A 24070-nucleotide genomic window follows, 5' to 3' on the forward strand; every position below is an offset into this window, starting at 1 on the left:
GAATCATGCCTGAGCCGATCTGTTAACCGCCGTTAACCCGAATTCGGAGCCCTGGTCAAACGGGCAGGGCTCCGAATTCAGGTTTCCAATTGGTTAACAGCCGCGTCATGCCCACGCTTGTCGCGGGCATCCACGCCGCGACATCGCGGAGAACTGCGAACACAGGCAGAACAAATCCGCTTTGATGAAGCATTGCGGAACGTCTCGGCGTGGATGGCCGGGACAAGCCCGGCCATGACGGTGGAACGTCAACGGGTTGTTAACCCGGATTCGTTGCCCTGGGTCAAACGGGGCACGCGTCACAAGGTGTTCGAGTGAATGACAGAAATATACGAGAGCGCGTTGCCCCCGGGCCCTTAAAGGGGGCGGCTCCGCAATTTCGGTAGGGATGCAAGTTCCCGTTTTCGCCCGCCTCACTTGCGCCGTTGCTTCGCCCGCTCGACGCGGCCGCGTCCCGAGAGCCGGCCGCTTTTCATCGGCGCGCCGCGGCGCGAGCCGCCCGCCACCTCGAAGCGCAGGGCGCCGGCGATCGGCGTCGCCTCGACGAGCCGCGCCTCTATGATGTCGCCGAGGCGAAAGCTCTCGCCCGAGCCGCTGGTCAGCGCATGGCCGGCCTCGTCATAGCGGAAATATTCGCGCCCCAGCGTCGCCGCCGGAATGAATCCGTCCGCGCCCGTATCGAGCAGCCGCACGAAGAGGCCGGCGCGCGTCACGCCGGAAATGCGCGCCGGAAAGCGCGCGCCGATCTGCTCGGCGAGATGGGCGGCGATCAGCCGATCGATTGTCTCGCGCTCGGCCGCCATGGCGCGCCGCTCGGCGCCGGAGATGCGCGCGGCGATCTCCGCCAGCTCGCCGGCCGAGGTTTCGGGCATGGCGCCGGGGCCGAATTTCAGCGCGCGAATGAGCGCGCGATGCACGACGAGATCGGCGTAGCGGCGGATGGGCGAGGTGAAATGCGCGTAGCGGCGGAGATTGAGGCCGAAATGGCCGTAATTCTCATGCGTATATTCGGCCTGCGCCTGCGTGCGAAGTATGATCTCATTGACGATATTCTCATGCTCCTTGCCGCGCACGCGCGCCAGAATGACGTTGAAATGCGAAGGCCGCAGCACCTGGCCCTTGGCGAGCTTTACGCCGATCGTCGAAAGGAACTCCGAGAGCGCCGCCACCTTCTCGCGCGAAGGCTCGTCATGGGCGCGATAGATGAGTTGCTGACGATTTTCCTCGAGAACTTCCGCCGCCGCCACATTGGCGAGAATCATGAATTCCTCGATCAAGCGGTGCGTCGAGAGGCGCGGCGGCACGACGATTCGATCGACCGTGCCGTCCGCCTTCAGCAGAATTTTGCGCTCGGGTAGCTCCAGCTCCAGCGGCGCGCGCAATTCGCGCGCCTGATCCGCCGATTTATAGGCGCGAAACAGCGGCTCCAGCACGCGCTCCATCAGCGGCGCGCAAATCTCGTCCGGACGTCCGTCGAGCGCCTCCTGCGCCTGCGCATAATTGAGCTTGGCCTTGGAGCGCATCATCACGCGATGAAAGGTGTGGCCGAGCTTATGGCCTTTCTCGCTGATGCGCATTCGCACCGCGAGCGCCGGCCGATCCTCGTGTGGCTTCAGCGAGCAGAGGTCGTTGGAGATGCGCTCGGGCAGCATGGGCACGACGCGATCGGGAAAATAGACCGAATTGCCGCGCTCCAGCGCATCCTTGTCGAGCGCCGAATGCGGGCGGACGTAATAAGCGACATCGGCGATGGCGACGGTGACGATATGCCCGCCGGAATTGTCGGGCGCCGTGTCGGGCTCGGCGAAGACGGCGTCGTCATGGTCCTTGGCGTCGGGCGGATCGATGGTGACGAGCGGCAGCTCGCGCCAATCCTCGCGATGCGCCTCGAGCCGCGCGGGCAGAGCGGCGGCGGCTTCGGCGATCGCCTCGGCGCGGAACTCGTCGGGAACGCCATGCACGCGCAGAGCGATCATGCTGATCGCCTTCTCGGTGGCGAGCGAGCCGAGCGTCTCGCGCACGCGGGCGCGCGGCGCGCCGAGCCGCGTCTTGCCGATGAGATCGACGGAGACGAGATCGCCGTCCTTGGCCTCGCCGCGATCCTCCGCCGCTATGACCATCTCGCGTCCGGCCTGCTTCTTCTCGACGGGCTCTATGTGCGCCACGCCATTGGCGGCGACGCGCAGCACGCCGACGATGCGCGCCCGCGCCTTGGAGAGGAGCTTCACCACACGCCCGGCGTAGGGCGGATCATTCGGGCCGGCGTCACGATCCGGCTCGGCGCGCACCAGAGCGCGGTCGCCGACGCCCGGCAGCGGCTCGCCGGGCTTGGGTCTGCGCGGCGCGGAGATGCGGATACGCGGCGGCGCGCCGAGCTCGTCGGAATCCCATTCGGCCGGCGCGGCGATCAGCTCGCCATCCTGGTCGCGACCCGTGATGTCGGCCAGCACGACAGCGGGCAGGACGCCCGGACGCGCGAGCCTTTTGCCGCGCCTCTCGATCGCGCCCTCGGCTTCGAGCTCGGCCAAAATGCGCTTCAATCCGATTCGATCGGCGCCTTTGACGCCGAACGCGCGTGCGATCTCACGCTTGCCGATCTTTCCCGTATTGCCGGCGCGGCTCATCGCCTCGCGTTCGCGCGCGATGAAGGCGAGAATTTCCTCGCGTGCGGGAAGGACGGGGGCGGGCGAGGCGAACTCGCGTGTTTTTCTGGTCAAAGTCGGTCTCGAAGGCCGCGGAATCGTCCCGGCGGTCGGCGCTGGGACGCCGATATATACACCGTGCGACGCCGAAGCGCGCGGCCCGGCGCCGAGGGGGCGAATAGGCTCCGTTTACGCTTTCTCGAGGTTACCGGAGGTCAACCGTAATTGTCCGGATCGGTTTAGAACCGAAAGAGAAATTTGCCGTAAGCGTAGGCGGTCCGATTTTCACGAACATCGAGAGCCCCTACATGATGCGGCCTGTGGCGAATAAGGAACGATCTGCTCGTTCCTTCGCACGAGACAAAGCAGGAAACGTCGGAATCATATTCGGCTTGAGCTTCGTGCCGGTCGTCATGATGATCGGCGCCGGCGTCGATTATGGCCGCATAGCCGCCGCGCGCGGCTCGTTGCAGCAGGCGGCGGACACAGCCGTGCTCGCGGTCGCCAAGGGCATCGTCGGCACGACGACCGATCAGCAGGCGCGCAGCCAGGCCCAGGTCTATCTCTCGACCAATTATCGCAACGCCACGGCGACGGTGACGTCGGCGGCCATCGCCGCCGATCGGCTCTCGCTCTGTGTCACGGCGCAGGCGCAGGTCGCGACCGCCATCATGAAGATCGCCGGGACGACGTCCATGTCCACCCAGGTGACGGCCTGCGCGGCGCTGCAGGGCGGCATCAGCCCGAATGACACTTATGAGATCGCGCTGGTGCTCGACAATTCCGGCTCGATGACTCGCAGCACGGGCGGCGTGACGAAGCTCAAGGCCCTGCGAACCGCCGCGAAGAGCTTCGTGGGCACCATGTTCACCAAGGCGCCGGGACGGGTGAAGTTCGCGGTGACGCCTTTCGCGGGCGGCGTCGTCGCTGTCGATCCCACCGTCTCGACCAATCGTTCGGCCTCCTGGATCGATCTCGAGGGCGCCAATTCTCAGCATTGGGCCGCCTTCGGCGGCAAGACGGCGGCGACCGCCGCCGGCTTCACGAACCGTTTCGACATTTTCAGCAAGCTCGCGAGCCGCAGGTCCTCGCTGGATTGGCGCGGCTGCTTCGAAGAGCCGATCTATCCCTATAATGTGCAGGATATGACGATCTCTTCGACGAACGCCGAGACCTTGTTCGTCCCCTATCTCGCGCCCGACGAGCCGGATAGCAACGGCTACGGCAACAGCTATCTCGACGACAACGACGCCGAGTACGGGGGGTGGAGTTGGGACTGGGGCGGCGGGAGCGCGTCCTCGACCTGCGGCGATACGGCGAGCAGCGAATGGGGTCGGCTCACCCATGTTTGCAAATACAACACCAGCTCGTCGATCAGCGGCTCCTTCGGCCCCGAGAGCTTTTTCGGGCCGAATCAATTCTGCCCGGACAATGCGACGCAGACGGTTTTGCAGCTCACTTCGACGCAGACCACCGTCGAGAACAAGATCGACAAGCTCGCCGCCAATGGCAACACCAATCTCCATGTCGGCTTCATGTGGGGTTGGCGGACGATCTCGCCGGTCGGTCCCTTCGCTCGAGGCAAGGCCTATAGCGCCACCGGCAATCACAAGGTCATCGTGTTCATGACCGACGGCTTCAACAATTGGGGAACGCAAACCCGCACCGTGGTCGGGTCCGACTACGAGTCGCTCGGCTATTACACCTACAACGGCTCCGCCAATGCGCGGCTTCCAGACGGCTCGGCGGGCGACGGCGTCAATTACCGATCGGCGCTCACGGCCTCGGCCGGAAGCAAGACGAGCTATCTGTCGACATCGCGCAGCGCCGAGGACGATCTGACGCTGGAGGCCTGCACTGCAGCCAAAGCGGCAGGCGTCGAGATATTCACCATCGGCTTCTCGATCTCGAGCGATCCGATCGACGATCAGGGCCTGACGCTCTTGAAGAATTGCGCGACCAACAAGGATCACTATTTCGCGGCGACCGACGCGGAGAGCCTCAACCTCGCCTTCTCGACGATCGGCACGGGGCTCGGCTCGCTGCGGCTGACGCAGTGAGGGGAGATCAGCGCTTCGGCCTGTGAAGCGCTGCCGCCTCGCGGATCGCGGCCGTCAATTCGCCGGCGGTGGTGGACGGGCGCCCGAATGGCGCCCGTTCTTTTTCGCGGCTTTGAAGCTGCGTTTTGGCGCGCGTCTCGGCGGTTTCGACGCGATGAACCATTTCCTCGAAATCGCAGGTCTTCGCGCCATTCGAGTCATATTCTGGATGCAGGCGCTCGAGATGCGCGCAGACCGCGTGACGGTCTGCGGGGCTATGAAATTCCTGCTCGTGTAGGATCAGCCACACGAAGCAAGGGTTCGAGCGGCAGATGCCGACGCCCGTCGAGACGCATAGCGCGACCGCTTCGTCGAAGCGCGGATGTTCGTCGACGTCGAAGGCCGCCCAGACTTGATCGCCTTCCTCGAACGAGTTTTTCGGCTTGCGCCGGCTTCGCTTCGACAGCCCCTCGTCGATTGCGCGCGCGACGGCGCGCTCCGCCACGGTCATGGGCACGCCGGCCTGAATCGTCTCGACCTTTATCAGCGCGTTGCGATAATGGCGTTCCAGCGCGCGGAAATAGGCGGGCTCGGTCTTCTTGCCCTCGCAATAGATGATGATTCGACGCTTCGGCTGGCGCTTGGCCTTCTCGCGCGCGAGATCCCAGCGATCGCGCGCCATGGATCAGCGCGTCTTCAAGAGATCGGCGGCGGCGCCGGCGAAGGGAATGGCGCCATAGCGGCCTTGCAGATAGCCCTTCTCGAGATTGTCGCCCTTGCGGGTTTCTATGTCGGTCAACGGATAGAGATGCGTCGCGCCGGCCTCGTCCTTCTCTGTGAACCAGACTTGATCGCGCCGAAGGGCAGGGGCGTTCAGCAGATTGGTGTCGTGCGTCGTCACGATCAGCTGGGCGCCTTTGGGGTTTGTTTCTTCGGAGGCGAAAAGGGAGAGGATAAGCTCGGAGGCGCGTGTGTGCACGCGGCTGCCGAATTCGTCGATGACGATCGCGGCGCCCAGGTCCAATGCGCGAAAAATTGCTTTCACATCTGAAACCAACTGCGCCGTTCCTGCGCTTTCGTCCCACATGTCGAGATACACGGTCTCCCCATGCGCGGTTCTATGCCCGAGCTGGAGGAGGCAATCGACAAGCGATCCGGTCTTGTTTACTTTGACGCGCGTCGTTTCGATGCCGGTATCGAGGGCAGAGAGAAGCGCGGTTGCCCTGAGATCCAGGGGCTCGTCTTCCCGAAACTCGCGCGCCACCCGCCAGACCCGTGTTCTGTCGCCCAACTCGAAAATCACCGAGGCAAAAAAGCTTTCGACCTCGCCCAGCTCCTCATGATTATTCTGCGCCGCCGCCGACAAAAAAAGACTATTCGGCCGCGTCAAATCCTCGATGACCTTGTTCCGCCCCCTCAAGCTCCGCCCGAATTTGAACTCCTGCCGCTCGCGCTCGAAGAGCAGCGTCACCGGCCCGCCGCGCCACACATGAAGCGATTCCTGAGTAAATTCATTTCCCAGCGCCTCGAAGCGATAGGCGTAGCGCGCGCCGTTCCAAATGAACTCGACGGAGAAGACGCTCGGCTTGGTCGCATAGGCCGGGTCGAGCAGGAAGGGCTTCAGCGGGATGGGCGCGCCGGGCTCGCCCTGGCGGTGCGAGTTGCGCACCAACTCCTTCATATGCGCCAGCGCCCGCACGAGATTGCTCTTGCCGGAGGCGTTGGCGCCATAGATCACGGCCGAGGGCAGGATTTTTTCCGAGCGTAGCGCGGGTGTCTCGATGAGGCCGCCGGGCTCGTCCTTGAGCGCGGAGGCTATCATCGACAATTGCTGCTCGTCGCGGATCGAGCCGAAATTGGCGACGGAAAAACGCAGCAGCATCGGATTGCCCTTCAGCTATTGCGCAGTCTATAGGCGATTTTCGTCGACATTCCGTGAATATGACGTCTCGAACGCATAGAGGCAACGTCGAAAGGCGCGAAATCGCAATTTCGCGCCTCGCGCTCACTTCCCCGAGGCCGCCTTTTTCGTGGGCTTCTTGGCCGGCGCCTTTGCGGCGACGGCTTTTTTCGCCGGCTTCGAATCCTCGAAGGGAACCTCGTCGCTCTCTTCTATGTCCTTCTTGGCGGCGGCTTTTTTCGCCGGAGCCTTTTTTGCCGGAGCCTTGGAGGCGGGCGCTTTGGCCTTGGCGGCGGGGGCCTTTTTGGCCGGCGCCTTCTTGGCCTTCACCGGGCCGCCCTTCTCCTCGATCAGGCGGATCGCCTCATCCAGCGTCACATCTTCCGGGCTCATATTCTTCGGCAGAGTGGCGTTGACCTTGCCGAGATTCACATAAGGCCCATAGCGGCCGTCGCGCAGCGTGATCGCGCCGCCCTGCGGATGCTCGCCGAGCACGCGGCCGCCGCCCGAGGGCGCGCCGCTCGCCTTGGCGGCCAAAAGATCGACCGCCTGCTGAACCGTCAGGCTCTCGGGATCGGTTCCCTTGGGAAGAGTGGCGTTGACCTTGCCCCAATTCACATAAGGTCCGAAGCGCCCGCTCTTCACCGAGATCGCGCCGCCCTGCGGATGGTCGCCGAGGGCGCGGCCGGGGTCTGAGGCGCGGCCGAAGCGCGAGCCGCCGCCGCCGCTCTCCTTGGTGACGATGAGATCGATGGCGCGATTGCCGCCGATCGTCAGAATATCGTCGTCGCGGCCGATATTGGCGTAGGTCTTCCCGTGCTGGACGTAAGGCCCGAAGCGGCCGATGCCGGCGACGATCGGCTCGCCGCTCTCGGGATGCTTGGCCACCTCGCGCGGCAGCGACAGCAGCCGGATCGCCTGCTCGAGGGTCAGCTCGTCGGATTTTATGCTCTTGGGGATGGAGGAGCGCTTGGGCTTCTCGCCCTCCTCGGTCGCCTCGCCCTCCTGCACATAGTCGCCGAAGCGGCCGCCGCGCAGAGTGATCTCGGCGCCGCTCTCCGGGTCCTGGCCCAGCACCTTCACGCCTGGCCGCGCGCCCTCGGCGGCCTCGCCGGTTGGCGGCGAGAGCGTGCGGGTGAAGCGGCATTCGGGATAGTTCGAGCAGCCGATGAAGGCGCCGTATTTGCCGAGCTTCAGCGACAATTGGCCGGCGCTGCAGGCCGGGCAGGCGCGCGGATCGGAGCCGTCGGGCTTGGCCGGGAAAATATGCGGCCCCAAGAGATCGTTGAGGCTGTCGAGCACCTGAGTGGTGCGCAGCTCCTTGGTGCCGTCGACGGCGCCGGAGAAATCGGCCCAGAAGTCGCGCAGCACCTCTTTCCAGTCGATCTCATTGTTGGAGACCTTGTCGAGCTTCTCCTCGAGGCCGGCGGTGAAGTCGAACTCCACATAGCGGGTGAAGAAGCTCTCCAGAAAGGCTGTCACGATGCGGCCCTTGTCCTCGGGGACGAGGCGCTTCTTGTCGAGACGCACATAATCGCGCTCGCGCAGCACAGCCAGAGTCGAGGCGTAGGTGGAGGGACGGCCGATGCCGAGCTCCTCCATGCGCTTGACCAGAGTGGCCTCCGTATAGCGTGGCGGCGGCTCGGTGAAATGCTGGCTGGCCTCGATCTTCTCGCGCGTCGCCGGCTCGCCGGGCTGCATCGCCGGCAGGCGGCCGCCATCCTCGTCCTGATCGTCGTCGCGGCCTTCCTGATAGAGCTCGAGAAAGCCCGAGAAGCGTACCACCTGGCCAGAGGCGCGCAGCTCGAGGCTCCGCTTGCCGACGAGGGCGTCGATATCGACCGTGGTGCGCTCCAGCTCGGCGGATTCCATTTGGCTGGCGATGGTGCGGGTCCAGATCAGCTCATAGAGCTTGGCCTGCTCCGGCTCCAAATGCTTGGCGACATGCTTGGGCAGGCGCGAGAGGTCGGTCGGCCGGATCGCCTCATGCGCCTCCTGGGCGTTCTTGGCCTTCACCGTATATTTGCGCGGAACCTTCGGCACGAAGTGATCGCCATATTCCTTGGCGATCACATTGCGCGCCGAGGCGATGGCCTCCGGCGCCATATCGACGCCGTCGGTTCGCATATAGGTGATGAGGCCGGCGGTCTCGCCGCCTATGTCGACGCCCTCATAGAGGCGCTGCGCGATGCGCATGGTCTGCGCCGGGGCGAGTCCGAGCTTGCGCGAGGCCTCCTGCTGCAGCGTCGAGGTGGTGAAAGGCGCGTAAGGGTGCCGCTTGACCGGCTTCGCCTCCACCGATCGAATGGTGAAGGCGGCGCTCTCCAGCGCCTTTTTGAAGTCCTCGGCCTCCTGGCCGGAGCCGATGTCGAGGCGGGTGATCTTCTTGCCGTCGGCGCCCGAGAGGCGGGCGGTGAAAGGCTCGCCGGCCTTGGTTTTCAGATGCGCGATCAGCGACCAATATTCGCGCGTGACGAATTTCTCGATCTCCAGCTCGCGGTCGCAGACGAGGCGCAGCGCCACCGACTGCACGCGGCCGGCCGAGCGCGCGCCCGGCAATTTGCGCCACAGCACCGGGGAGAGCGTGAAGCCGACGAGATAATCCAGCGCCCGGCGGGCGAGATAGGCGTCGACCAGCGCCTGGTCGATCTCGCGCGGATGCGCCATAGCCTGCTTGATCGCGTCCTTGGTGACGGCGTTGAAGACGACGCGCTCGACGCGCTTGCCGCCGAGCGCCTTCTTCTTCTTCAATATGTCGAGCAAATGCCAGGAGATGGCCTCGCCCTCGCGATCCGGGTCGGTGGCCAGAATGACCGTGTCGGCGCTCTTCACGGCTTCCGCTATGGCGGAAATGCGCTTCGCCGATTTCGCGTCGCTCTCCCATTTCATCGCGAAATCTTCGGCCGGATCGACGGAGCCGTCCTTGGGAGGCAGGTCGCGCACATGGCCGTAGCAGGCGATCACATTGAAATCGCGGCCGAGATATTTGTTGATCGTCTGGGCCTTGGCGGCCGATTCGACGATGACGACATTCATCGAGCAGTCCTTCAGAATTCCGGTCGCGGGCGGCTCGCCGCTTGACTTCGCCGGGGAGCCCGGCCCGCGTCGGGGCGCGAACATGGGCAAAAGGGGGGCGTCCTGTCAAATTGGGGTTGCGACGGCCATCCGGCTCTCCCTCTCGGCGGAGACGTGGGCTCCAGAATGCGGAAACGCACATTTTCGTCCCTTTCCAGGCGCTATGCAGGGGCGAATGCGGGGCGGAGCGGCTATAGTCGGGCGCGAGAAGGCGCGGCCGAGGTCGCGTCCGGCCCCCGAATGATTTTCTTGGACGGGAAAGAATTCGCCATGGCCCGATCGAAATTCACCACCGACGATCTCGGCGCGGCGCTGGAGGCCGGCGTCATAGACGCCGACGCCCATCGGCGGCTCGCGCAATTCCTCGCCGAGCGCGGAAGCGCAGGGGAGGGGGCGCCGCGCTTCGACGTCGTCAATGTGCTCTGGTATATGGGCGCGCTCATCGTCATGGGTGCGATGAGCCTGTTCAGCACCACCGCCTTCGGCCTCTGGGGTCCGCGCGCGCTGATGATCACCTCGCTGGCCTATGGCGTCGGCTTCGCTGCCGTGGGCGGCTGGCTGTGGCGGCGGCGCGGCCTGCGCACGCCCGCCGGCCTGCTGGTGACATGCGCCGTCTCCATGGCGCCGCTCTTCGTCTTCGCGCTCCAGCTCCTCGGCGGTCATGATCCGACCGAATCCGTCCCCTATCACGACTTTTATGTCTGGGTGCGCGCGAGCTGGCTGCCCATGGAGCTGGGGACGATCGCCGCGGCGCTGCTGGCGCTGGCGCTTTTTCCTTTTCCTTTCCTCACGATGATAATCGCCTTCACGCTGTGGTTCATGTCGATGGACCTGACGCCCTGGCTGGTCGGCAAGGAGGCCTTCACCTTCGAGCAGCGCGCCAATGTGAGCCTCGCTTTCGGCGCGCTCGTCATCGCCGCCGCCTGGCTCGTCGATCTGAAGCGCTGGCGCGGCGGAGATTTTGCTTTTTGGCTGCATCTTTCCGGCCTTCTCGCCTTTTGGGGCGGGTTGACCGCGCAGCACAGCGGCGACGAGATCGGCAAGGCGCTCTATTGCGCGATCAATCTGGGTCTTCTCCTGCTGTCGCTGGTGCTGATGCGCCGCGCCTACGCCGTGTTCGGCGCCTTTGGAGTGACGCTCTATCTCGGTCATCTGGCGGCCGAGGTGTTCAAGGACTCGATTCTCTTCCCCTTCGCCCTCTCGGGGATAGGCGTCGCCGTCATCGCCGCCGGCCTGCTGTTCCATCGCCATGGGCCGCGGCTCGGCGCGGCGATCGGCGCGTCTCTGCCCGATTATGTGCGGGGGTTGCGGCCCGCCCATGCGCGGGAAGGGGTTTGACGAGTGGTTCGGATCGGCGATTGCGCTTCGCCGGCGGCCGGTCTATATGGAGGCTATCCCCCGCATGGTAATCCGTAAAAATCGCGGCTTCGGCCCCGCGGCGCGGGATCGGCTTATCTTGCGCATCTGAAGGAGAATCGATCGATGAGCACCGCTCCGCTCATGCCCAAGGCGACCGCCGTCTGGCTCGTCGAGAACACGTCGCTCGCCTTCGACCAGATCGCCGATTTCTGCAAGCTGCACCCGCTCGAGGTGAAGGGCATCGCCGATGGCGAGGTCGCCGCCGGCATTCGCGGGCTCGATCCCATCACCTCTGGTCAGCTCACCCGCGAGGAGATCGGCCGCGGCGAGCGCGACCCGGCCCACCGGCTGTCGCTGTCCGTCTCCAAGGTCAAGGTGCCGGAGGTCAAGCGCCAGCGCGGGCCGCGCTACACGCCGCTGTCGCGCCGCCAGGATCGTCCCAACGCGATTCTGTGGCTGGTGCGCAACCATCCCGAGCTGAAGGACGCGCAGGTCATGCGCCTCGTCGGCACCACCAAGAGCACGCTGAAGGCGGTGCGGGAGCGCACGCACTGGAATTCCGCGGCGCTCGCGCCGATGGACCCGGTGACATTGGGCCTCTGCTCGCAGATCGATCTCGATTTCGAGGTCAATCGCGCCGCCAAGGATCGTCCCGCCGCGCTCGAGGAGCAGGGCCAGACGCTGCAGCCGGCCGAGATCACCACTGCGCCTCATCACGAGCCGACGACGACCGAGGATGTGTTCGGCAAGCGCCCGGCCGCGCCTCCGGTCGAGGAGGAAGATCAGTTCGACGCCGACCGTGTGTTCGGCCGGCTCAAGACTCTCGACTTCGACGACGATTGAGCCGAGGGGGCGCGACAATCTGGCGCATTTACCGCAGGCCGCGCTCTGTGGTTATTTGCGCCCAGGTTCCGCCGCATCAGACCCGCAGTTGCGAATCAGTGGCGAGCGGCTTGAGGCAGGGCATAAAGTAACGCCAGCGACAGGCGGTCGCCGGCGTTACATTCGGACGTTGGCCGAGATCCGTGGACAGGGGTTCCGACTCGGGCGTCCATGGGGGAGAGGTCGAGCGGTTCGCGGCTTATTTGAAGTAGAAGCCGAGGATGCCGCCGGCGAGAGCGCCGACTACGGCTGCGGAAAGCGTATTCGCGACGCCGCCGAGGCCAGCAGCGCCGAGGCCGCCGAGCAGAAGGGCGCCGACGCCCGCGAAAATATAGACGGTGGTGTTGAGTTCGAATTCTTTTTCAGCCATTGGTGTCACTCCTTTGGTTTCCAGAACGTCCCGCCTTATCGTTCATTCGGTGGCGGGTGCGCTCCTACCCCTCTCTGCGGGGCTGTCTTGTCGACGATGACGAGCCTAACATAACCTTGTCGACTGTCTAGCGGGCTCCGTCGGCCGTTTTTCGAGAAAACGCGGCCTTTTTTCCTCAATCTCGGCAAATCAATCGCTTGGCGTGGCGCCCCGCGAAATCGCCGGCGTCGTGAAATGCGTCGGCCGACACGATGCGGCTTGGACTGATCCGGTTCGGCGCTTATATCCCCCGCATGACAGCCGAAACCTCCTCTCGCGATTTTCGTTCGCGGCTGCGCGCCTTCGACGCGCTGAAGCCGCTTCTTCCCTACGCCTATCGCTATAAGGGCCGAATCGTGCTGGCGTTGATCGCGCTCGGCGTGGCCGCGGTCTCGACGCTCACTCTGCCGCTCGCCGTGCGCGGCATGATCGATCACGGATTTTCCGCCGACGATCCTTCCGCCGTGAACCTCTATTTCGGCGCGATGGTGGGCGTCGTGGCGATTCTCGCATTCGCTTCCGGCACGCGCTATTATCTGGTGATGACGCTCAGCGAGCGCATCGTCGCCGATCTGCGCGGCGATTTCTTCCGCCATCTCACCTCGCTCGACGCCGCCTTCTACGACAAGACGAAGACCGGCGAGCTGACCTCGCGCCTCACCGCGGACACGACGCAGCTGAAATCCGTGTTCGGCTCCTCCGTGTCGATCGCGCTGCGCAATCTCTTCATGTTCGCGGGGGCGATCGTGATGATGACGCTGACGAGCCCCAAGCTCACCGGCGTCGCGCTCGCGGCCATTCCCTGCATCGTACTGCCGCTCATCGCCTCCGGGCGGGTGATGCGGCGGCGCTCGCGCCATGCGCAGGATCAACTCGCCACGGCCAGCGCCTATGCCGCGGAAAATCTCGCGGCCATGCGCACCATGCAGGCCTGCAATGCGCAGCGAGTCGCGGCCGAGCGTTTCGGCGCCGCGGCGGAAGGCGCCTATGCCGCCGCGCGCGACGCCACGCAGACTCGCGCCATCGTCACTTCGGTGACGATTTTCCTCGCCTTCGGCAGCGTCGTCGCAATGTTGTGGCTGGGCGCGCAGGATGTGCTCGCCGGCCGCATCACCACCGGCGTTCTCTCGCAATTCGTGCTCTACGCCGTGCTGGCGGCGAGCTCGCTCGGAGAATTGTCGCAGGTCTGGAGCGAGGTTTCCGCCGCCGCCGGCGCCGCTGGCCGCATCGGCGAGATTCTCTCCATCCAGCCCACGGTCGCTGCGCCTTCCGCTCCTCTCCATCTGCCGAAGCCCGTTCGCGGCGGCGTCGCCTTCGATGATGTCGGCTTCTCTTATCCTGCGGGCTCGGGACGGGCGGCCTTGGATGGGCTGAGCTTTGCCGTCGCGCCGGGCGAGCGCATCGCCATCGTCGGCCCTTCGGGCGCCGGCAAATCGACCGTGTTCCAATTGCTCGAGCGCTTCTACGATGTTTCGCGGGGCGCGATCACGATCGACGGCGTCGATCTGCGCGCGCTCGATCCGATCGAGCTGCGCGGCGCCATCGCGCTCGCGCCGCAGGACCCGATCGTCTTCGGCATGAGCGTCGCCGACAACATCGCCTATGGCCGCGAGGGCGTCTCGCGCAGCGCGATCATCGAGGCGGCGAAGCGCGCGCAGGCGGCGCAATTCATCGAGGCGCTGCCGCAGGGCTATGACACGGAGATCGGCGAGCGCGGCGTCACGCTCTCCGGCGGCCAGCGCCAGCGCCTCGCCATTGCGCGCGCCATTCTCGCCGACGCGCCGATCCTGCTGCTCGACGAGGCGACCTCGGCGCTCGACGCCGAGAACGAGGCGCTGGTGAAAGAGGCGCTGCATGATGTGATGCGGGGACGCACCACGCTGGTGATCGCCCATCGGCTGGCCACAGTGCTCGAAGCCACCCGCATTCTGGTGATGAGCGAGGGCCGCATCGTGGAGCAGGGGACTCATGCGAGCCTCGTCGCCGCGGGCGGACTCTATGCGCGGCTGGCGCGGCTGCAATTCGACATGGGCGCGGAAGCGGCGGCGGCGGCGCTGGAGACGGCGTGAGGCTTCCGTCGCGCGGCCTCGATCGAGTTTTCCACCGTGGGCGCGCGCCGATTTTGCCTTCCGTCATATTGGTGCTATGAGCACGCGCCAACCCGGAAGACGGCCGTCGTCGCCGTCTCTACGTCGTCCGGCCTCGAGCATGGCCGGTTTTTGCGCCCCCGAGGGAGTTGGCTTCATGACATCATACGCACGACCGCCGTTGCACGAGGCTCTGACCTTCGACGATGTGTTGCTGCGTCCGAGCCATTCGCTGGTGATGCCGTCGCAAGTCGATATTTCGACTCGCCTGACGCGCGACATAACGCTCAACCTGCCGATCATCTCCTCGGCCATGGACACGGTGACGGAGGCGCGCCTCGCTATCGCCATGGCGCAGGCCGGCGGATTGGGCGTCATCCACCAGAACCTCACCCCCGCCGCCCAGGCCGCCGAGGTGCGCAAGGTCAAGCGCTATGAGAGCGGGATGGTGGTCGATCCGATCACCATCTATCCCGACGAGACGCTCGCCGACGCGCTGGCGCTGATGGCGCGCTATAATATTTCCGGCATTCCGGTGGTCGAGCGCGGCCATGGCGAGAAGCCCGGCAAGCTCGTCGGCATTCTCACCAATCGCGACGTGCGCTTCGCCGACAATATGCGCGAGCCGGTCGCCGAGCTGATGACCAAGCAGCTCATCACCGTGCGCGAGGGCGTCGATCAGGAGGAGGCGCGCCGCCTGCTGCATCAGCATCGCATCGAGAAATTGCTCGTCGTCGACGAGGATTATCGCTGCGTCGGCCTCGTCACCGTGAAGGACATCGAAAAGGCGACGCTGCATCCGCACGCAGCCAAGGACGCCGAGGGGCGGCTGCGCGTCGCCGCCGCCGCCACGGTCGGCGATCGCGGCTTCGAGCGCGCGCTGCAATTGATCGACGCCGGCGTCGATCTCATCGTCATCGACACGGCTCATGGCCATTCGCAGGCGGTGCTGGATCAGGTCGGCCGCATCAAGAAATTCTCCAACAAAGTCTCCATCGTCGCCGGCAATATTGCGACGCGCGACGCGGCCAAGGCGCTGATCGACGCCGGCGCCGACGCCGTGAAGGTCGGCATCGGCCCTGGCTCCATCTGCACGACCCGCATTGTGGCGGGCGTCGGCGTGCCGCAGCTCACGGCGATCATGGACGCGGCCGAGGAGGCGTTCAAAGCCGGCGTGCCGGTCATCGCCGACGGCGGCGTCAAATATTCGGGCGACCTCGCCAAGGCGATCGCCGCCGGCGCCTCGGCCGTGATGATCGGCTCGCTGCTCGCCGGCGCCGAGGAGGCTCCGGGCGAGGTGTTTCTCTATCAGGGCCGCTCCTTCAAATCCTACCGCGGCATGGGCTCCGTCGGCGCGATGGAGGCCGGCTCCGCCGCCCGCTATTTCCAGCAGGATGTGAAGGAGAGCCTGAAGCTGGTGCCGGAGGGAATCGAGGGCCAGGTGCCCTATCGCGGACCGGTGGCGCCGATCCTCTATCAGCTCGCCGGCGGATTGCGCGCCGCCATGGGCTATGTCGGCGCGCCGACCATTCCCGAGTTCCAGTCCAAGGCGGAATTCGTGCGCATCACCAACGCCGGCCTGCGCGAGAGCCATGTCCATGACGTGACGATCACCAGAGAGAGCCCGAATTATCCGACCGGCGGCGCGTGATGCGCGTTCTGATCCTCGGCGCGGGGGCCGTCGGCGGCTATTTCGGCGGCCGGCTCGTCGAAGCGGGCGCGGATGTGACCTTTTTCGTGCGGGAAGCGCGCTCGCGCCTCCTCGCCGAGCGCGGGCTGCGGATCGAGAGCCCTTTGGGCGACATGAATCTCGCGGCGAAAGCCGTCTTCGACCCGAAAGCGCTGACGGCTTTCGATCTCGTGATCCTCACTTGCAAAGCCTATGATCTCGACGAGTCCCTCGAGACCATCGCCGGCGCCGTCGCGCCGGGAACGGGCGTGCTGCCGCTGCTCAACGGCTTCGCGCATCTCGATCGAATCGAGGCGCGCTTTCCTGAGGCGAAAGTCTTCGGCGGCGTCGCACAGATCAGCGCGACCCTCGCCGAGGATGGCGTCGTGCGCCACTTCGGCGAGCGCAACCGCTTGATTTTCGGCGTGCGCGACGGCGGACCGGACGAGCGGCTCACGGCGCTGGAGGCCATTTACGCGCGGACGTCGGTCGCGGCGACTTTCGTCGACGATGTAGAGCGGCGGCTCTGGGACAAATTCGTGCTGCTCGCGACGCTGGCGGGGATCACCTCGATGATGCGCGCGAGCGTCGGAGACATATTGGCGACGCCCTCAGGTGAGCGTCTCATCCGGCTTCTGCTCGCGGAATGCGAGAGCGTCGCCCGCGCGCAGGGCTGGACGCCGTCGCCCGAGTTCCCGGAACTATTGTCGATTTTATTCGTGCGCGGCTCGGCGCTCAAAGCCTCGATGCTACGCGACATAGAGCGGGGAGGGCGCACCGAGGGCGAGCATATTCTCGGCGACATGCTGGCGCGGGCGCGGCGGGCGCGGCTGGAGACGCCGGCGCTGGAAATCGCCGCGACGCATTTGCGCGCCTATGAAGCCAGTCGAGCGTCTGGCGGCACGAATTTCGCGTAGTTCTCGGCTTCTTCGGCGAAAGGCGCCGCAGACCGGGGATTTGACACAATGAGCGATCCGAGCGCGAGCCTCGCCAAGGCGGAAGAACAGGTGCTCGCCGCCGCACGGCGCAATTTCGACAGCTTCTTCCGCTGGGTCGCCTTCCTCGACGATTCGATCAAAAAGGATATCGGCCCGAAATTCGGTGTCGAGCTGGCGCTGAAGGCGAGCGCCGTCGAGCAGAAGGTGATGGGCCTGCTCTTCGTCTCGCGTCCGCTCAAGGAGCCGCTGCCGCTGCCCTTCGAGATCGAGGGAAGCTCGATCCGCTTCGGCCATCCGAAATTCGAGCGCGACGACGAGGCCGCCGGCGAGAAGACCACGCGCTATGACGTCTCGACCATAGACGATGTGAACCGCATTCTGGGCGATGTGGTGCAGGATTACATCGGCTGATCCTGCGAGGCATGGCATGTCGATTGCTATCTAATTCTGAGACAAGCAATCAGATGGGCTCAGGCCCTTTGTCGGAGATCGGACATGCTGCCGCAAGTCGTCCTGGTCGATGGCGTCCCCAGATGCGTTATTCGCCCGACCGATCAGAAAGCGCTCGACCGCTTCGTTCGCAACAGCAGGAAATGGCTTCAGGCCGGCAATGCCGAAGCCAAATGCACCTACCGCCCGGCCGACGACACGGAGAGGGCGGTTTGGACGGACGCTTTCGAGCTGCACAAGGCCGCCGGCTCGGATGAGGAGAGCTTTTTCGGCATTCCTCTCGTGGCCGCGGCGGCAATGGCTGCGGCGCCGTCCGAATAGCCGGACTCAGTCGACGTTGCAGCGGATCGGGGCTGGCGGTTGCGCCGTTCCGGTCGCCGCCTGCGCGGCGGCGGCCAGGGCCAACGGACAATTGGCGCAATCGTGGCCGGCGCAGCCTGCGCAAGGGGAGGGCGCGGCCGCCGCCTGAGCCGGGGCGGCGGCGCCCGCCAAATTCTGCACATCGGCGCGGGTCTCGTCGCTTGCGGCGGCCCAGGCCGAGCCGGCGATCAGCAAAGCGGGCAGGGCGAGAGCAAAGGATTTCCGCATGGCGCCTGTCCTCAATGCTGGCCGGGCGCGAGCTTCACGCCGCGCCGCTCGAAAGTGATGTAGGAGACGAGCGCCGTCATGCGCGGATCGTCCGGCGCGAGATTAGCGCCCTGCAGCGGATTGCGAATGCACCAATTCGCCATCTCGAACAGCTGCGCCACCTTGCCGAGCTGCTTCTGGAACTTCGGATAGGTCTCTGGGTGCGTGTTGGCGGCGTTGGGGTGGCATTGCGCGCAAGCGACGCCATTGGTCCCGAGCGTGCCGCTCGTCCATAATTCGCGGCCCTTGGCCGCCACCTGCTCGAACTCTTTTTGATAGCGCTCGACGTCGGTCTTGGTGAATTCATCGGCGCGCGCGGTCGTCGCGGCGAAGGCGGCGAGACTGAAAGCGAGGAGCAAGGTCGAGCGAAGCATGGCGAACTCCGATCAATAATGAGTTTGCGGTAGACGACGCTGCGTCGGCTCCTGATAGGCGACGTCGACCGGATGGCCGGCCTTGCGGTCGAAGGCGACGGTGCGCTGGTCATTGTCCCAGAGCTGATAGCGCGCGGTGACGCGGCCCGAGCCTATGTCGATCAGCTGCCAGCCGGTGGCGTCGCGCTCGAAGAAGGGATCGGCGCGGTTCATCGGAATGGTGAGCACGGGCAGATGGCTCTCGGCCTGCGCATAGCTCTGCGGATAGGGCCAGGGCCAGGCCGTGGCCATCACCGAGTTGAAGCTGATGTTGCCGATCTGATTATATTGGATCTGATGGACATGGCCGTAGATGACGTTGACGCTGTCGAAAGGCTGCAGCAGCGCCTGCACCTCCTCGGCGTCGTCGGTCCAGAAATTCCAGCCCTTGTAGATCTTCTGCAGCGGCGAATGGGAGAAGACGACGAGCGGCGTCTTCTTGTCCACCTTGGCGAGGTCATTGGCGAGCCATTTGCGCTGCTTGTCGCCGACCATGAAGGGCGAGCCGTTCGGATTGTCGAGCCCGGCCATCTCCAACATGCGCTGCTCGGCCGTCGGCCAGCGATGGAAGGTCCATTGCTCGCTGGTCAAAATCGAGTTCAGCACGATGAAATGCACGCCCTTATGGTCGAAGCTGTAATAATGCGGGCCGTAGAGCTTGCTCCAATAATCGCCGAGATCGAAATAATAATCGTGCTCGCCCATGACGGCGTGCAGTCTGCCTTTCAGCTTGGAGAGCATTTCGGCGCCGTGGTCGAGCTCCTCGCGCTTGCCGAGCTGGGCGAGATCGCCGCCGAAGATGACGAAATCCGATTCCGGCTTCACCAGATTGGCCTCGGCGACGGCGCGTTTCAGCCCCTGATCCCAATTGCGCACGAAGCTCGCGCCTTTGATCTGCTGGATATGCGCGTCGGAAATATAGGTGAAGGTGAAATCCTCGCGCTCCCCGCCGAAGGCGAGCGTGACCATGCTGATCGGCAGAGTGGTCAGCGCCGCGCCGGCCCCGGCTCCCGCGAGAACGCTGCGCCTGGTGACGAATTCGCTCATCTGCTCGGCTCCCTTTTCTCGATCGCGCCGGGCGCGTTCATTTCGTCGCCGCGCCGACATAGGCCGGCGAGGTGAGCGTCTCCAGGAAGGCGACGAGATCGTCCTGCTGCTGCTTGGAGAGGTTCAGTGGGCGAATGCCGCCGGAGAGATAATCATTCACCTGCGGCGGATCGCCCTTGCTGCGCCCGCCATTGTCATAATGCTCGACGACGTCCTTCAGCGTCTTCAGCGAGCCGTCGTGCATATAGGGCGCGGTCACCGCGACATTGCGCAGCGTGGGCGTCTTGAAGGCGCCGATGACGTCGAATTGATCGGTGACGGCGAAGCGGCCGAGCTCCGAGGTCATGGGGTCGGTCAGCACGGCTTTGTCGACATCGACGCCCTTCGATTTCGCGTTCAGAAATTCGGCGGAGAGGCGCGGAATAGCGGATTGCATCCGATTGACGCCGACGCCGATATTGTGGAACCGATTGTCGGTGAACAGCGCCTGATCCTGCTCGATCACATGGCAGGAGACGCAGCGGCCCTGGCCGACGAAGACCTCGAAGCCGCGCTTGGCGGCCTCCGATATCGCATTCTCCTCATGGCCGAAGCGCCAGCGGTCGAAGGGCGAATCGCCGGAGACGAGGGTGCGCTCATAGGCGGCGATGGCCTTCTTCACCTCATCCATCGTCACGCCGTCGCCGCTCTTGCCGAAGACCTTTTTGAAGAGCTCGACATAGAAGGGATCGGAGCGCGCGATCACGAGAATCGGCTCATGCGTGGGCAGGCCCATCTCGACGGGATTGAGGAATGGATGCTGCGACTGATCCTCGAGCGAGGCCGAGCGCCCATCCCAGAAAAAGGAGGTGAAATAGGCCGCATCGATCACTGTCGGCGCATTGCGCGTGCCGGTCTTCGCGCCGACGCCCTCCGATGTGCGCCGCGGGCTGTCGGTGAAGGCGCGGTCGTCTTTGTGGCAGGTGGCGCAGGCGACCGTGCCGTCGGATGAAAAACGCAGATCATGGAACAGACGATTGCCGAGCGCGATTTTTTCGGCCGTCTGCGGATTATCAGCGGGGATGGGGATGGGCGGCAGGCCCAGCGGCTCGGCGACAGCGACGCCCGCGGAAAGTCCCGCCGCGCCGAGGCCGGCGAGACCGAGCCCCGCGAGATCGAGAAACGAGAGACTGAACATTGCCGCGACCGCGGTCGCGGCGCGCTTGCGCACGGCCATGTCGTCCTCCCCGCTGCGCCTGTCGGCTGAAGCCGCTTCTTTCGTTCGGCGCGAGCATTCGCAATCCTGCCTGGAATCCTTCTCATCGGCAAGGATTCTCGGGGCGGTCTTCCAGCTTTTGTCTCGCCTGCCGCCAGTAACCGAAGCTACGCCGCGCGACCAATATTTCAAGCCTGCGGCGCAAGAAAAATATCTGGCGCCGGGGCGACGTCATCAATTCGACATGACCGGAAAAATAGTAGAGTTATAGTTGTAATTACATGACATCTCCCAGTTTGGCGCATTATTGCCTTTGCCCGCGGGCTCAGCTTGTGGTAGGCGGGCGGCGGTTCGAGCGGCGTCCGTTCGCAGCGCACGCGCGAGCCCCATCGGAGGAGCCCTGGGAAATGTCACGTGCATTCATCGCCGCGCTGAGCGCGATGGCGCTGATCCCTTTCGCCGCAGTCGCCGGCGATCTGCGATCGGACGCCAACGCCGTTTTCAAGCCGGTCACCGCGGCTGCGGCCGCCAAGGCCGTGAAGAACAACGAACTCACACCCGCCAAGATCGAGCTCGGCAAAGAGCTGTTCTTCGATCCGCGCATCTCCTCGAGCCAGCTCATCAGCTGCAACTCGTGTCATAATCTGAGCCTCGGCGGCGTCGACGCCGGCTCGACCTCCATCGGCCATGGCTGGCAGAAGGGCCCGCGCCGCGCGCCGACCGTTCTCAACGCCGTGTTCAACGTCGCTCAGTTCTGGGACGGCCGCTCCGAGGATCTGAAGGCTCAGGCCAAGGGTCCGGTGCAGGCCGGCGTCGAGATGAACAACACGCCGTCGAATGTCGAGGCGACGCTGAACAGCATTCCGGCCTATGTCGCCTCGTTTCAGAAGGCCTTCCCGGGCGACAACAAGCCGGCGAGCTTCGACAATTTCGCCAAGGCGATCGAGGCTTTCGAAGCGACGCTGGTGACGCCGAACTCGCGCCTCGACAAATTCCTCGCCGGCGACGAGGCAGCGCTGGACGCGACGCAGAAGAAGGGCCTGCGCCTCTTCATCGACAAGGGCTGTAGCGGCTGCCACGACGGCGTGAACGCCGGCGGCGGCAATTACGCGCAGTTCGGCGCGGTGGAAAAGCCGTCGGCGGCCATTCTGCCGGAAGCCGACAAAGGTCGTTTCGCCGTCACCAAGAGCCCGGCGGACGTTTTCTCCTTCCGCGTCGCTCCGCTGCGCAATGTCGCGCTGCGCGCGCCCTATTTCCATACCGGCCAGGTGTGGACGCTGGAGGAGGCGGTCGAGGTCATGGCGAAATCCCAGCTCGGCGTGCAGCTCGCGCCCGACGAGACCACGGCCATCGTCGCCTTCCTCGGCGCGCTGACCGGCGATCAGCCGAAAGTCGACTATCCGGTCCTGCCGGCGCGCACCAATGCGACGCCCAAGCCGCAGCAGGAGCTCGCGACGAAGCACGCTCACTGAGCGGATTTCTCGCTGCGCTCGACACAGCCTCCGCGCCCGCGCGCGGAGGCTTTTCTGCGAAGTCATGAAATTGTGCGTTTGCGCATTTAGCTTGCGAAAAAGACAATTGCGAATGGAGCCGCGCCGTGACGCTCTCACGAATTTTGGCCAGAGCTTCCCTTTTGCTATTTCTCTTCGGCCTCGTCGGCTCCTCGCTCGCGCAGGAGGCGGCAAATCCTTTTGCGGCGATCGGCCACATCGTCGTGATCTATACCGAGAACCGCAGCTTCGATAATGTCTTCGGCCTCTATCCCGGCGCCGATGGCCTCGGCATAGGCGCCGAACGCTTCGCCCAGGTCGACGTCGACGGCAAGCCTTTCGGCGAGTTGCCGCCGATCCGCGGCGACAAGGGCGTCGACGCCCGTTTTCCCTCCATTCTCCCCAATGCGCCTTTTCCCATCGACGCCTTCCTGCCCAATGCCGAGAAGACGCCCGATCTGACGCATGATTTCTTCCAGGAGAAGGAGCAGATCAATGGCGGCAGAATGGATCGCTTCGCCGCCGTCTCGGGCGCCGGCGGGCTGGTCATGGGCTATTACGACGGCCGCTCCCTCGCGCAATGGCGCCTCGCGCAGGAGTTCACGCTCGCCGATCATTTTTTCCACGGCGCCTTCGGCGGCTCCTTCCTCAATCACATGTTTCTCGTCTGCGCCTGCGCCCCGACCTTCCCCTCGGCGCCGCCGTCGCTGATCGCCGAGATCGACGAGGCCACCGGCTTTCTCGCGCGCGCCGCCGACACGCCGGCGAGCGCTCATATCGGTCCGCCGCGCTACAAAAAGCCCGGACCCGTCACCAGCGACGGCTTCGTGGTCAGCACGATGCAGCCGACGACGCCCTTGTCGCCGCGCGACGCTCCGACGCCCGCGGGCCTCGGCCTGCCGCCGCAGACGCAGCCGACGATCGGCGACCGGCTGAGCGAGAAGGGCGTCTCATGGGCCTGGTATGCCGGCGGCTGGAACGACATGCGCGCCGGGCGCATTCGCCAGCGCGAGGCGCCCGAGTTCTTTCAGACGCATCACCAGCCCTTTCTCTATTTCGCCGATTTCGGTCCCGGAACGCCCGCGCGCGAGCGGCATTTGAAGGACGCCGACGATTTCTTCGCGGCGGCGGAGGCGGGGACGCTGCCCGCCGTCTCTTTCTACAAGCCGGTCGGCAAGTTCAACGAGCATCCGCATTACGCCGATCTGAAGACCGGCGACGCGCATCTCGCCGATGTCGTCGCGCGGCTGCGGCGCAGTCCGAATTGGAACGACATGCTGATCATCATCACGGCCGACGAGAACGGCGGCTCCTGGGATCATGTCGCGCCGCCGCAGATCGACCGTTTCGGTCCCGGGACGCGCGTGCCGACGTTGATTCTGTCGCCCTTCGCGAAAAAGGGATTCGTCGACCACACGGTCTATGACACTGCGTCGATTCTGGCGACGATCGAAACGCGCTTCGGACTGGCGCCGCTCACCGCGCGCGACAAGGGCGCCGCCGATCTGCGCAATGCGTTGGACGTCGCCGCGCCGGCGCCGGGAAGCGCCGCCCGCTGATCGGCGCCGCGGCGCGGCTCAAGTCATTCTGTCACAGCCCGGCCGGGGAGGCTTGTCCGCAGCGACGGCGCCTCGTCCATAGGCGCTGCCTATCTCACAGATGTTTGAATTATCGGTATTTCATTGCCGATGCCGAGGCGCCTTCGGCCTTCGGCGTGGGTGGGACCGCCCGAAATTGCGGCGCCGCATAAACCGCCCGAGAGAATACCTATAACCACTCTATAGATTATTTTGACCCACCCTATTGGATATTGTCATTAGGCAGCGGAACGGAAATGGTTGCGGCTCG

20 protein-coding genes are annotated in these 24070 nt (G+C 64.9%); 11 read left to right on the forward strand and 9 right to left on the reverse strand.

The features are described 5' to 3' along the window. Positions 1–413: 413 nt before the first annotated feature. The gene (gene rnr, locus KP010_RS21205) at positions 414–2717 is read right to left on the reverse strand and encodes a ribonuclease R (RefSeq protein WP_216281652.1); all 2304 of its coding nucleotides are present in this window, start codon (positions 2715–2717) and stop codon (positions 414–416) included. 326 nt (positions 2718–3043) lie between these two features. On the opposite strand from rnr, the gene KP010_RS21210 reads away from it, so the two are divergent. Continuing rightward, positions 3044–4702, forward strand: coding sequence for a pilus assembly protein TadG-related protein (locus KP010_RS21210; RefSeq protein WP_371824250.1), 1659 nt, complete (start codon positions 3044–3046; stop codon positions 4700–4702). Positions 4703–4709: 7 nt separating this feature from the next. On the opposite strand, the gene KP010_RS21215 is transcribed toward KP010_RS21210, so the two are convergent. From KP010_RS21215 to topA, 3 genes are all read right to left on the reverse strand, one after another. After that, positions 4710–5363, reverse strand: a complete 654-nt coding sequence (locus tag KP010_RS21215) for an RloB family protein (protein ID WP_216281656.1) — start codon at positions 5361–5363, stop codon at positions 4710–4712. Between the two features lie 3 nt (positions 5364–5366). Beyond that, positions 5367–6563, reverse strand: a complete 1197-nt coding sequence (locus KP010_RS21220) for an ATP/GTP-binding protein (RefSeq protein ID WP_216281658.1) — start codon at positions 6561–6563, stop codon at positions 5367–5369. Between the two features lie 123 nt (positions 6564–6686). Next, positions 6687–9617 (reverse strand): type I DNA topoisomerase, encoded by a 2931-nt coding sequence (gene topA / locus KP010_RS21225; protein ID WP_216281660.1) that lies wholly within the window; start codon positions 9615–9617, stop codon positions 6687–6689. A 309-nt stretch (positions 9618–9926) separates the two neighbouring features. On the opposite strand from topA, the gene KP010_RS21230 reads away from it, so the two are divergent. Together KP010_RS21230 and KP010_RS21235 are read left to right on the forward strand one after the other, a co-directional pair. Continuing rightward, a complete protein-coding gene (locus tag KP010_RS21230) occupies positions 9927–10994 on the forward strand; it encodes a hypothetical protein (protein WP_142863455.1) in 1068 nt (355 codons plus the stop codon). A 144-nt stretch (positions 10995–11138) separates the two neighbouring features. After that, on the forward strand, positions 11139–11858 hold the full coding sequence (locus tag KP010_RS21235) for a DUF1013 domain-containing protein (protein WP_108918008.1): 720 nt from the start codon (positions 11139–11141) through the stop codon (positions 11856–11858). Between the two features lie 238 nt (positions 11859–12096). Here KP010_RS21235 and KP010_RS21240 read toward each other — a convergent pair whose 3' ends face one another. After that, on the reverse strand, positions 12097–12267 hold the full coding sequence (locus KP010_RS21240) for a hypothetical protein (RefSeq protein WP_166144260.1): 171 nt from the start codon (positions 12265–12267) through the stop codon (positions 12097–12099). A gap of 293 nt (positions 12268–12560) precedes the next feature. On the opposite strand from KP010_RS21240, the gene KP010_RS21245 reads away from it, so the two are divergent. The 5 genes from KP010_RS21245 (at position 12561) to KP010_RS21265 (ending at position 17771) form a co-directional block, all read left to right on the forward strand. Further along, complete coding sequence (locus tag KP010_RS21245) at positions 12561–14375, forward strand: ABC transporter transmembrane domain-containing protein (protein WP_142863454.1); 1815 nt, start codon at positions 12561–12563, stop codon at positions 14373–14375. A gap of 175 nt (positions 14376–14550) precedes the next feature. Further along, entirely contained in the window at positions 14551–16044 is a 1494-nt protein-coding gene (gene guaB / locus KP010_RS21250; protein ID WP_108918006.1) for an IMP dehydrogenase, read from the forward strand. Continuing rightward, positions 16044–16979: a ketopantoate reductase family protein gene (locus KP010_RS21255; RefSeq protein ID WP_142863453.1), complete on the forward strand. Its 936-nt coding sequence runs from the start codon at positions 16044–16046 to the stop codon at positions 16977–16979. The genes guaB and KP010_RS21255 overlap by 1 nt, the downstream gene beginning before the upstream one ends. A 48-nt stretch (positions 16980–17027) precedes the next feature. Then, positions 17028–17411 (forward strand): hypothetical protein, encoded by a 384-nt coding sequence (locus KP010_RS21260; RefSeq protein WP_108918005.1) that lies wholly within the window; start codon positions 17028–17030, stop codon positions 17409–17411. A gap of 84 nt (positions 17412–17495) precedes the next feature. Further along, complete coding sequence (locus tag KP010_RS21265; RefSeq protein WP_024880178.1) at positions 17496–17771, forward strand: hypothetical protein; 276 nt, start codon at positions 17496–17498, stop codon at positions 17769–17771. A 6-nt stretch (positions 17772–17777) separates the two neighbouring features. On the opposite strand, the gene KP010_RS21270 is transcribed toward KP010_RS21265, so the two are convergent. Genes KP010_RS21270 through KP010_RS21285 form a run of 4 tightly spaced genes read right to left on the reverse strand, consistent with a single transcriptional unit; the run spans position 17778 to position 20753 of the window. Then, positions 17778–18038 carry a hypothetical protein gene (locus tag KP010_RS21270; protein WP_142863452.1) on the reverse strand — a complete coding sequence of 87 codons (261 nt, stop codon included), beginning with the start codon at positions 18036–18038 and terminating at the stop codon, positions 17778–17780. A gap of 11 nt (positions 18039–18049) precedes the next feature. Next, on the reverse strand, positions 18050–18451 hold the full coding sequence (locus KP010_RS21275; RefSeq protein ID WP_142863451.1) for a cytochrome C: 402 nt from the start codon (positions 18449–18451) through the stop codon (positions 18050–18052). Between the two features lie 12 nt (positions 18452–18463). Next, positions 18464–19537: a metallophosphoesterase gene (locus KP010_RS21280; RefSeq protein WP_142863450.1), complete on the reverse strand. Its 1074-nt coding sequence runs from the start codon at positions 19535–19537 to the stop codon at positions 18464–18466. Between the two features lie 37 nt (positions 19538–19574). Beyond that, positions 19575–20753 (reverse strand): cytochrome-c peroxidase, encoded by a 1179-nt coding sequence (locus tag KP010_RS21285; protein WP_142863449.1) that lies wholly within the window; start codon positions 20751–20753, stop codon positions 19575–19577. Between KP010_RS21285 and KP010_RS21290 the strand changes: the two genes are divergently transcribed. From KP010_RS21290 to acpA, 3 genes are all read left to right on the forward strand, one after another. Next, positions 20752–21003, forward strand: a complete 252-nt coding sequence (locus KP010_RS21290; protein ID WP_142863448.1) for a hypothetical protein — start codon at positions 20752–20754, stop codon at positions 21001–21003. The two genes, KP010_RS21285 and KP010_RS21290, sit on opposite strands and share 2 nt — an antisense overlap. Before the next feature lie 136 nt (positions 21004–21139). Continuing rightward, on the forward strand, positions 21140–22204 hold the full coding sequence (locus tag KP010_RS21295; protein WP_142863447.1) for a cytochrome-c peroxidase: 1065 nt from the start codon (positions 21140–21142) through the stop codon (positions 22202–22204). Between the two features lie 125 nt (positions 22205–22329). Then, entirely contained in the window at positions 22330–23781 is a 1452-nt protein-coding gene (gene acpA / locus KP010_RS21300) for an acid phosphatase (RefSeq protein WP_370464732.1), read from the forward strand. Positions 23782–24070 lie beyond the last annotated feature (289 nt).

Origin of the sequence: Methylosinus sp. KRF6, from assembly GCF_018887255.1 — a bacterium.
GTDB classification, from domain to species: Bacteria; Pseudomonadota; Alphaproteobacteria; order Rhizobiales; family Beijerinckiaceae; genus Methylosinus; species Methylosinus sporium.

Bases quoted from the DNA above. Each gene is read 5' to 3' on its own strand.
- KP010_RS21285 (WP_142863449.1), bottom strand. From the start codon at position 20,753: ATGGCCGTGCGCAAGCGCGCCGCGACCGCGGTCGCGGCAATGTTCAGT.
- KP010_RS21260 (WP_108918005.1), top strand. From the start codon at position 17,028: ATGAGCGATCCGAGCGCGAGCCTCGCCAAGGCGGAAGAACAGGTGCTC.
- KP010_RS21280 (WP_142863450.1), bottom strand. From the start codon at position 19,537: ATGAGCGAATTCGTCACCAGGCGCAGCGTTCTCGCGGGAGCCGGGGCC.
- KP010_RS21230 (WP_142863455.1), top strand. From the start codon at position 9,927: ATGGCCCGATCGAAATTCACCACCGACGATCTCGGCGCGGCGCTGGAG.
- KP010_RS21245 (WP_142863454.1), top strand. From the start codon at position 12,561: ATGACAGCCGAAACCTCCTCTCGCGATTTTCGTTCGCGGCTGCGCGCC.
- KP010_RS21275 (WP_142863451.1), bottom strand. From the start codon at position 18,451: ATGCTTCGCTCGACCTTGCTCCTCGCTTTCAGTCTCGCCGCCTTCGCC.
- KP010_RS21240 (WP_166144260.1), bottom strand. From the start codon at position 12,267: ATGGCTGAAAAAGAATTCGAACTCAACACCACCGTCTATATTTTCGCG.
- KP010_RS21255 (WP_142863453.1), top strand. From the start codon at position 16,044: ATGCGCGTTCTGATCCTCGGCGCGGGGGCCGTCGGCGGCTATTTCGGC.
- KP010_RS21265 (WP_024880178.1), top strand. From the start codon at position 17,496: ATGCTGCCGCAAGTCGTCCTGGTCGATGGCGTCCCCAGATGCGTTATT.
- topA (WP_216281660.1), bottom strand. From the start codon at position 9,617: ATGAATGTCGTCATCGTCGAATCGGCCGCCAAGGCCCAGACGATCAAC.
- KP010_RS21215 (WP_216281656.1), bottom strand. From the start codon at position 5,363: ATGGCGCGCGATCGCTGGGATCTCGCGCGCGAGAAGGCCAAGCGCCAG.
- KP010_RS21235 (WP_108918008.1), top strand. From the start codon at position 11,139: ATGAGCACCGCTCCGCTCATGCCCAAGGCGACCGCCGTCTGGCTCGTC.
- guaB (WP_108918006.1), top strand. From the start codon at position 14,551: ATGACATCATACGCACGACCGCCGTTGCACGAGGCTCTGACCTTCGAC.
- KP010_RS21270 (WP_142863452.1), bottom strand. From the start codon at position 18,038: ATGCGGAAATCCTTTGCTCTCGCCCTGCCCGCTTTGCTGATCGCCGGC.
- KP010_RS21295 (WP_142863447.1), top strand. From the start codon at position 21,140: ATGTCACGTGCATTCATCGCCGCGCTGAGCGCGATGGCGCTGATCCCT.
- KP010_RS21220 (WP_216281658.1), bottom strand. From the start codon at position 6,563: ATGCTGCTGCGTTTTTCCGTCGCCAATTTCGGCTCGATCCGCGACGAG.
- KP010_RS21290 (WP_142863448.1), top strand. From the start codon at position 20,752: ATGTCGTCCTCCCCGCTGCGCCTGTCGGCTGAAGCCGCTTCTTTCGTT.